The sequence below is a fragment of the Prevotella brunnea genome, from assembly GCF_008016795.1.
GTDB classification, from domain to species: Bacteria; Bacteroidota; Bacteroidia; order Bacteroidales; family Bacteroidaceae; genus Prevotella; species Prevotella brunnea.
On record NZ_SDIK01000036.1, the window covers coordinates 32022 to 41853 of the forward strand.

Here is a 9832-nt window from a genome sequence, read left to right on the forward strand (position 1 = left end):
TCTCATTACATTTCAGTGCTCCCGACATAAGAACATCGAACACCGAAAAAGGCTCTTCGATGAAAAAAAATAAGCACCTGGTTATCAAGCATTTACAAAACATCCTACCCCGTGTTTTTAAAAGCTTAGCTTTTGCACTCCAATTCATAACCTTTTGCAATGCAAAAGCTTAGCTTTTACGGAACAAAAGGTAAGCTTTGGATAGATGAATGAGAATATTTCGAACATTATTGAACTTTTCCCATATCGCCGTGATACTTCAATACATGAGTTTTTGTATCGCGAAAGCTTATCTCTTGTAAATCTCGAAAATTCTAAGGTCATTTCACGTTGATGAGGTATTAAAACACCAAGTTAAAACCGAACCTGATGCCTTGTGTAGATATTCCCGGTAGATTAGTGTAAGTAAGTCGGCGGATATAATCCACTTCAAGGCATTTAAGAATATTATGAACCCCCAAGACAAGTTCCAAATAAGGGTCGTTGGACATTATTCTTGTGTCTTCTGGGAAGCGATAGAGTATCGGATCGTTGGCATTTTGTTTCAGCATCGGATTGTTTTTATCGGTAAGATGTCCCCACATTCCCTTAAAGGCGATATACTCTCGCCACTTTAATTTCTTGAGTAACGGTACGCGGTTGAAAATCTTTCCCTCAAGATTCCATGCCAAGTTGAATTGAGTGTAGCGGTCATTCAAGAACTCCATGTTCTCCATCAAGTTAAATGTTCCTTGGTGCTCGAAATATGAGGTGTTTACAGGGGGCATAATCAGGAGGTGGTAGGGCACTTTGTTCCATTGCGCACCCGCTTTCACTCTTGTGTCAATATATCCCCAACTACCCATCCAAAACCTTTTGTAGATTGATAATTCCGTTAGGTTATACTTAAAATCCGAACCTAAAAAATTCTTTATCCCCATGGTATGGGTAATCACATATTGAGGTGCGTCAAGATTTACCTCCCGGCGATGTTGTTTTGTATTAATGTAACTTTGTCCGGGACGATAATCCAATCCGATGGTAAATGATGTGTTTCGTATGTTCTTTACAATTGTGCCATCCATCTTCTCATAGATTAGCTTTCCCATTGACCGATTGTTTTCTGTTGAAAACCTAAAACTGGTGGCAAGTCCATAGTCGGTTTCCCATGTGAAGTTGATCAGTTGCCTATCGTAAAGATACATCTTCTCTACTTTCATGGGTTTGAAAGTCATGAAAATGTTATCTTTATTGTGTATGAGGAATTTATCAGAAGGCGACTCAATATCTCTGTACGACTCCACGGAGAGCGTACGCATGGGAAACTCCATGGGCTGGTATTCTGGTTTGTTAAATGAGTAAATTAGCTTTGCACCATAATAATGTCTCTTGGATTTTGTGCCATACGCATAATAAACATCCCCAAACCAATGAGGATTTAATTTTGCAGTTGTACGTGCTGCTGCTCTTAGACGAATGCCGTCTATATAGTTCTTTGATATGAACGCATTTATGGGACCAATATCAACTTTGCTTGGAGCTGTTGAGGAACCGGTTTCTACAAAGTTCTCCACAAGTGCCTTAATGCCGAACATTACCCATTTGAAGTTCTTGGTTTGACCCATGCGCGAAACGAAAGATTCCATGTTTTCTTCACTTTTTGTAAGTTCCTTAGTTCGGTTTTGGCTCCAGAATTCTTCGTTGCGCATTTTGGCATCCGGGTCATAGAATAGCTTAGCTCTTCCTTTAAAGAGGTGATTATCAATGGGGGTAAACGAATAATCTTTCAAACCAGTTGTGCGAATGATGATAACTCTTCTCAGTAAGTCGGTTAATTGTAACTCTGCTATCATGTTGTCTGTGGTCAAAACCCAATCTCCATTGGGAAGCCTTGTGTATTCCTGCTGAAATCGTATGGCATCCACAAAATTCACTCCAGTATTGGTTGGAAGCTGCATATCGCATTTTCTAATGTGTAAAGAGCTGTCGTTTAGTATATAAAGTTCACCACGAAATCCAAAATCCTGTTGGTTCGCGGGCATAAATTGCAAGCGGATGCATTGATCGTTATCTACCATTACCGTATCATCAATGTAGAAATGATAAAAAGAAATGGCAGTTGAACCAATGGGTGAGGGGAAGCGCGATTGGAGAAACGCGATTTGATCATCGTATAAATTGATGTCTTTGAACACATCCTTTGCCATTGTATTAATAATGCTGCCGGTTTGAATTAGCTTTGAAATACCCTTGGTGGTTTGTCCCTTGATAATGTCTTTTTCGTTTTTGGGACTTTTTCGATAAATATGTTGGGTAAGCGTTTCGTCAATAGAAAACGGAAGAATAAGTTTGTCGTTATAGGGGCATAATTCTACTTGGTCTTTCAGCCATGGAGCTTTCTCAAACACCCCTCTTTCCATATCTTCAGGGGTTAGGTTGTTTAAAGCCATGGTTATTTTTTGATATTTGGTGTATTGATAATAGTCGTGATTTTCCAAATGAGTCATTTCCTTTGCGGCAATAACTCTCTTCATGAGTTCTACCGCCGGATTGTTTTTCCTTGTATATTTTCTGCGACGCTTTGCCTTCACGACAACTCCCTCAAGTTGTTTTGCGTCGCTTACCAGCCTGATGACTAATTTGTTAGGAGTTTTATTGGTGATTTTAATTTTTCTTGGTTTGTAACCAATTGTTGAAACTGTCAGAATCTCTCCATTGTGTCTGGAAATAGAAAAATTACCAACTGAATCAGCTGATGTGGAAACTCCTAATTTGCTGTAAAATGCGTTGACAAATCCAATGTTGTCATTTGTTTGAGCATCAACAACAATGCAATTTAAATTCTGGGCACTGGCAGTAAATGCCAATGTCCAGAAAAGCAAGAGTGTAAATAGAGTTTTAATCGATTTCTTCATCTGCTTCATAACCACCCATTTCGCGGATGGCGTTTTTGAGCATGGTGTATTGTTGAAAGAGATTGTTTACTGCTTCTTCCCCTTTGGTAAAATCATGCATCGGGCTCTTTAGGAAGAAACTTAGGAATCGCTGTATTCCATATCTGCCTGCTCGAGCAGCCAAATCGCTTAGCAAGGTGAGATCAAGCAAAAGCGGAGCTGCCAATATGGAGTCGCGACATAAGAAATTAATCTTTATTTGCATAGGATAGCCCATCCAGCCGAATATATCGATATTATCCCATCCTTCTTTATCGTCATTGCGTGGTGGATAGTAGTTGATGCGGACTTTGTGATAAATATTGCCATAGAGATCCGGTTGATCTTCTGCTTTACAAATTGTCTCGAGTGTAGAGAGTTTGCTCACTTCTTTTGTGTGGAAATTCGCAGGTTCATCCAATACGAGTCCATCGCGATTGCCAAGAATATTTGTTGAGAACCAGCCAGACAAACCTAAGGAACGTGTCTTGATGATAGGTGCAAAACCAGATTTTACGAGGGTCTGACCTGTTTTGAAGTCTTTACCTGATATAGGCATTTTTGTTTTTTCTGCAAGTTCCCACATAGCCGGAATATCAACGGTAGTATTGGGAGCACCCATGATGAACGGACAGCTTTCGGTTAATGCTGCGTATGCATAGCACATCGAAGGTGCAATATGCTCGCGGTCATCAGCCTTCATCGCATTTTCAAGTTGAGATAGTGTTTTATGAACTTGCTCATCATAAGGAACATAAATCTCTGTCGATGCAGCCCAGATTACAACAACTCTGTCGCATTTGTTGGCCTTCTTGAAGTCTTGAATATCTTTCTTTAACTCCACGACCATATCCCAGCGGGTTTTGCAGTCTTTTACGTTGTCCCCGTCAATTCGTTTTGCATAATTTTTATCAAAAGCAGCCTTTAATGGTTTAATGGCTTCCAGCTCATCGCGAACAGGTTCTATGTCCTTTGCCTTTAATACTTCTGCATAGACAGCTGCCTGATAAGCGTTTTGCGGATACACATCCCATGTGCCGAACACAATATCATTAAGGTTAGCGAGCGGAACAATGTCCTTATAATGCAGATACTTTTTCTCTGACCCGCGACCAACGCGGATTTTGTCGTATTGGGTCATGGAGCCGATAGGCTTTGCTAACCCTTTCCGTGTCATTAAAACACCGGTCATGAAAGTTGTGGATACTGCACCGCAACCTACCACCATAATTCCTAACTTGCCCTCTGCGGGGGCTACTTTTTCCTGTTTCATGTTATTACAGTATTTAAGTTCATTAAATAACGGCTATTGCGCCTGTTTATTGTTATTTTTATTATTATTTCCTAATGGTCTGTCTGTAAGTTGTTTAAGATGGGTGATGATTTTATCTGCAACACAATTTGGATATTGTTCTTCTGTCCACCCTTCGCCTTTTAACCATACAGTTTTGCAGCCTATTTCGTGTGCCGGTAAGATATCTTTTGTATAGCTATCTCCAACGACGATAACATTTTTCGGCTCCATTTTCAATTTATTGATACCTATTTGAAATATAGCAGGATCAGGTTTTCTAACTTTTACTATCGCACTTTCGACAACATCGTCGAATATATCGTCCAATCCGAATTCGTGAAGTACTACGGACATGTTTCCATAGAAATTGCTCACTAACACCATGGGATGTCGTTCTTTTAGATTTAAAAGTATATTCCTGCTCTTTGCCGTTACTTTCTGTACATGATGATACAAATCGGTCACGACAGCACTTTGCAAACTTGTAGAGGAAATATCGGAAGATGTTAAAATTCTCTTTTGCAACAGATACTCAAATTCAATTCTGATCTTTGTTTTCAGTGTTTTAAGAAAGGTGTAGTCTGATTGAATGATGGGATGTTTTCCTAACATTCTCTCAGCATGAACATAAGCTTTCCGAAACATATCTTCTTTGATAGGTATGTTTTGTCGTTTATAAGCATGCCAAATCATCTTTCCCCAATGACAGCCATCCGTGTCTAATGTTCCTCCGTAATCGAATATATATCCTTGTGTTTCCATGACTAACTATTATCGTTTAATTTGAAATACATTTTCTTGCAGAGAACTTCATGTCGTTTGTGCATATACATATATATAATGTTATAAAGCGTTATCTCTAAAAAGAGATAAATCCAAGGGCAATTCAGTAGGCAAGTGATGTAAATAAGGATGGCACGCGAATTAAATGTTAGAAAATTCGTCATGGGCATTAATGAACGACTTTCCTTCAGAAACTCTTCTTTCCACGCTTGTGGGATGTTTTCGGTATTTGGGAACTTTTCTTTAAGTTCTTTCCGCAGCTTTTGAAATTCAGGAGTCCTTTTTTCCTGACTTTTGCAATAATTTTGATAGTTTGAGTGAAATGCCTTTTCCCAAAACATTCCTTTTCTTTCTTTTAAGCTCTCAACAATTTCATGCTCTGTCGCATAAGAGTCGAGTTCCGATCCCTCTTTTCCTTTCAGGAAATAGAGGTGGATTTGTCGATAGTAATCACTTAGGGAGCTTTGTGGCGAATGACTGACAATTCCTGCCAAAGCTGCTATGGCAAGCCCATACACGCCCCAAGGTTCAGTTGTTCCGGGTATGTGTTGATGCCAAATGCGCAAGACAATAGCCAAGTAAATGGCAAAAAACCAAACGTCTCCTGCAAAACCGTCAAGGCAACGTCCAATCATAGATTTTTGGTTTGTGAGTCTTGCCAATTGTCCATCTGTAGAATCGCAAAAGTTAGCAAACATCAGGAGAAGAACTCCGCAGACATTATGCACAAAGTCTGTGAAGTAGAACATCACTCCTGCTGCAACGCCTAAAAAAATTGAAAGAATAGTAATTGCGTTTGGGGTTACTCCCAGTTTGTTCCAAAAGATTGCAAACGCCAAACCTATCGGACGTGTAAAATATACGTCAATCCATTCTTCGGTGTCTTCAGACTTCAGTGATGATGCTAAAAGTTCTTTGAATCCTTTTCTCTCTATATTGTTATCTTTCATTGTTTTCTTTTTATATAATTCACGATAGCTGTCGCAGCGACTTCCCTGCAACGAGAGAAGCTTGGCCAATCATTGAAGTCGATAATGAAAAACTCTCCATGATTATTGATGATGGCATCACCTCCATAAATGGGAACTCCTGTTAGTTTTGAGAGTAATTCGGATTTATCTCGAAGTTGCTGCCTGTTAAAGTCAGTATGTTTGGGCTTTCCATTTTTCATCTCATCGCCAAATTTGGTTATTCCATCGTCTCCGGGATAGTATATCTTAAAGAAATCACTCCCTTCCACTCCGTAGAACTTAATTAAATCACCCTCGATGTGCGCTTGAACTATGATGTCTTTAATTCCTCTGTCTGCAAACCTCTTCTTAGCATTTTTCAATTCATTGTCATCAGCGCAATATTTCACATCCTCTCTTGTTTGCGCGGCGGCATCTCCTCTTTTTATCCAAAAACCATGACTTCCTTTTTGTGGTGGCATGGGAATTTCATATTGTTGCATTAGTTGTTGAAGATGACTTCTCTTGCAATGTTCAACTCCTTTTCCCGGATTCAGTATCAGAGCGTTTTCCGGCGACTTATCTTTTAAGATATTCAAAGTCTCAGGCAATCTTCCCATATTCAAAATTAGTTCACAATCGCGGATGGATTCTGGTGTAAGTTCTTTTTCCGGGAATATGGTGCCGTTAAACGATCGTGATACCATTTCGAGGATTAACCTATCGTTTTTTACCGAGTTTGGAGAGAACCTCTCGTCCCTTTGAATTGCTATTACCTTCATTTCTTCAGGAACTTTTCGGCCTTGATAATGTCATTGGCATGATCTATGTCCAACACTTTGGAAAATGGATAAGCTCTTACATTCCAACCGTCTTGTAGTAATGCTCTTTGGAAATTGCGCATTCTACTATTCCCACTCTCAATACAGCGGATAAGTGTTTCTATGGTTTGGGGGGTTAATCCGTAAACTCCTGCGGAAACATATTCACAATTATTCTCTTGCGTATCGAAGAAGCCTTTTATTTTGTTGTCTTCTTCCACCTCGACATAAAGTGGCTTCTCGTCATCAATGAAGGTTGTTACGCCCATTAGCGCATCGACACCTTCGTTGCAAGCCTGTTTGAATGTGCTTACATAGCTTGCAAATTCATTTTCATCGAATATCGTATCTACTGTTGTCAGTATAAAAGGATCATTATTTAGAAATTTACTTAGCTCATGGAAGCTGTGCATGGAACTGGGAGTGGATTTGATGATGTAATGAATGGGAACGTGCAACTCTTCCATCAATCTTTGTTTCAGTTGTTGCAAATGATTGCTTACATCTTTCATCTCGCTATTGCAGATGATGTGGATATCCGTAGCTCCGTTATTTCCGAAAATTCTTATTAATCTGTCGATGAGAACTTCACCATTGATTTTCACCAATGGTTTGGGCTGTTTTATTCCTTCACTCGCCAATCGAGAACCTTCTCCTGCCGCGATGATTGCATATTTCATATTTTCGATATTCTTTTTATAGGCATCGGTATGATGTGCGCGTTGTAACAGTTGTTGCGAATGTTTTTACAAGCATAGTTATTGTGTAACAATAAGCTCTCACCATACCGGTATCAATAATGCTTAGATACCAACACTGTGTGACGGTGTGAATGGTAGATTTTATGCAAAGATACTATATTTTTCCTAAACAAATTATGGAAAACAATAAAATTCCTTGAAATGTATAATCTCCCTAATATTGTCGGGTTGTACAGCATCTTCAGCTGATAAGTTCTTTTACCGAAATGTCATTTAATTTGTGCAAATAATCCTCCCGAATCGTCTCAAACTGTTTTGCGGTATGGGGACTAATGATTTGAGCAGTGTCCAAATTTAAATAGTTATATTTGTCTTTAGGATAAGATTCCAACAGCGTAATCATTTTTCCAATTGTAATTTGGTTCGTATCCATGGTGGGTGAAAACGTTATTTCAGTCGTGTCCATGGAATTGTTTTCAGCTATTAAATTTACATTGCACAAATTATGTAAGATTTCCGTTGTAACCCGAATGGGAATTTTAGTTACTGTTTTTAATTCCAACGCGGTGTAAGGATGCTGCCCAAGCGAAAACCTCTGACAGATGTGGCTTAGGATGATGCCACTCATGATTAGTCTGTTCTCGTGGCTTACATCCTTCATATCAATGAGATATTCGTAGAACTCTAAATTCTGGTTTGTGTAACATAGCTCAGCTCCAAACAGGCAGATATACCAGGAAATTTGCATCCATAGCATGAATAAAGGGAGAGCTGCCAATGAACCGTAAATGGCATTATAACTTGTCAAAAATATTTGTCCATGTATATATATCCATTGCAAAACCAACATAAAAGCTCCTGCCAACATTCCGGGCAGCAACGTTTTTGTAGCCTTCACCTTTGTGTTTGGCATGAAGATGAAAAGAACGATGAAAATGATAGATATAACCATCCATGGCAAAACATATCGGATGGAAAAAGTCGCCACAGACCCCAATAACCAATAGTCTTTTAGTCGATCAGCAAAGCCGTAAATGAAAATACTCAATCCGGACATGATAATGATGGCTATAGGCACAAGAAACATCATTGCGGTGTAATCTGTGAGAATTCTTCCTATTGGCCGGCTGCCTTTTACCTGCCATATAGAGTCAAACACTTGCTCCACTGTATTTATCAAGGAGATGATACTATAGAACATGAAAATCAGTCCTATACCGATGAATAATCCGGTTTTCGCATGAACTAAATAGGAATTTGCCAATTGAATAAGCCAATCAGCCACAGCCGGTTGCCCAGAGAAAGTATCTCTGCAAACTTCCTCCATATACTTACCGAAACCAAATCCGTTTGCAATAGCAAAAATCATGGAAGCTATGGGAACTATCGCAAGAATGGTACTGAACGATAATTGTGTGGCATAGCCAATATGCCCACGTTCAAAAAAGAACTTTATTGCCAAATATAATTTCTGTAATAACCGGATAAAAAAGTTTTTACCGGGGGAAAGGCTGTTGTCTTTTCTCCATATCCCAATCTTGAAAAAATGTTTTATACGTGCTAAATTGATTTTCATCGACGTGAGCGTGTGTTAGATTTTCACTACAAATTTACGAAAAAATAATGAATACTCCGACTTATTGCCTTGACTTTCTTGATTTTTATAACGATAGTTCTTGATAATGAACTATCTATATGTTGATATTTAGGACTTTACTTGTTTTGCTTTTGTAGCTTTATCCCAAATTTGGCATTATTATGCCCCTCCAACTCGTATTCAGATAATGATAAACAGACGCTTGATAGCGAACATTCGGTCCACCTATCAATACGAAATTATATTACAAAAACCGTGTCTGAGACACACTCTGTAATCTATTGATAATCAAGACAATATTAATTGCGATTTAAAAGCTAAGCTTTTGCACTCCGATTCATGACCTTTTGCATTGCAATAGCTTACCTTTTGCTGTGCAAAAGCTAAGCTTTGAATGAACGAGTGAAGAAAATTTAGGACATTATTGAACTTTTCCCATACCGCCGAGAAGAATTTTCATGTTTTCAACGTCCCTGTACTTGCTAATTCCAAATAGAAGTGCAAAATCTCTGTGGGTGCAATAACTATGAAAAACACCGCGGAGGTTTGCCTTGCGGCTGGGGGCGCGAAGCCCCCAAAGAGCATTGACGGATAACTTAAGCAATACAAAAAAAAAGGAGAAAGACTTTCGTCCCTCTCCCTGAGATTAACTAATTTTGTATTGCAATGTATAAACAATTAACCTCGGAGCAAAGATACACAATAAGTGTGTTACTCCAAAAGAAATTCTCACTTAGTTTTATAGCCGAGACAATTGGCGTGTCTGTAAGTACC

Annotated in this window: 8 protein-coding genes; 1 reads left to right on the forward strand and 7 read right to left on the reverse strand. The window is 39.0% G+C overall.

Annotated elements, in window-relative coordinates; genetic code table 11:
* Positions 1-341: 341 nt before the first annotated feature.
* The 7 genes from ETF27_RS05535 to ETF27_RS05565 all read right to left on the reverse strand — a co-directional run bounded on the left by ETF27_RS05535 (position 342) and on the right by ETF27_RS05565 (position 8923).
* The gene (locus ETF27_RS05535) at positions 342-2894 is read right to left on the reverse strand and encodes a DUF5686 family protein (protein ID WP_240048133.1); all 2553 of its coding nucleotides are present in this window, start codon (positions 2892-2894) and stop codon (positions 342-344) included.
* Entirely contained in the window at positions 2878-4185 is a 1308-nt protein-coding gene (locus tag ETF27_RS05540; RefSeq protein WP_130829226.1) for an inositol-3-phosphate synthase, read from the reverse strand. Before ETF27_RS05540 ends, ETF27_RS05535 begins: the two co-directional genes overlap by 17 nt.
* 33 nt (positions 4186-4218) lie before the next feature.
* Complete coding sequence (locus ETF27_RS05545; RefSeq protein WP_130829228.1) at positions 4219-4968, reverse strand: HAD family hydrolase; 750 nt, start codon at positions 4966-4968, stop codon at positions 4219-4221.
* Between the two features lie 2 nt (positions 4969-4970).
* Positions 4971-5939, reverse strand: a complete 969-nt coding sequence (locus ETF27_RS05550) for a CDP-alcohol phosphatidyltransferase family protein (RefSeq protein ID WP_130829230.1) — start codon at positions 5937-5939, stop codon at positions 4971-4973.
* Complete coding sequence (locus tag ETF27_RS05555; protein ID WP_130829232.1) at positions 5936-6721, reverse strand: hypothetical protein; 786 nt, start codon at positions 6719-6721, stop codon at positions 5936-5938. The genes ETF27_RS05550 and ETF27_RS05555 overlap by 4 nt, the downstream gene beginning before the upstream one ends.
* Positions 6718-7440, reverse strand: coding sequence for a sugar phosphate nucleotidyltransferase (locus ETF27_RS05560; RefSeq protein ID WP_147785569.1), 723 nt, complete (start codon positions 7438-7440; stop codon positions 6718-6720). The genes ETF27_RS05555 and ETF27_RS05560 overlap by 4 nt, the downstream gene beginning before the upstream one ends.
* Positions 7441-7702: 262 nt before the next feature.
* Positions 7703-8923 (reverse strand): YihY/virulence factor BrkB family protein, encoded by a 1221-nt coding sequence (locus tag ETF27_RS05565; protein WP_309253870.1) that lies wholly within the window; start codon positions 8921-8923, stop codon positions 7703-7705.
* An 801-nt stretch (positions 8924-9724) separates the two neighbouring features.
* Here ETF27_RS05565 and ETF27_RS05570 point away from each other — a divergent pair.
* Positions 9725-9832 (forward strand): helix-turn-helix domain-containing protein (locus tag ETF27_RS05570; RefSeq protein WP_147785571.1); only part of this gene is annotated, 108 nt, incomplete at its 3' end.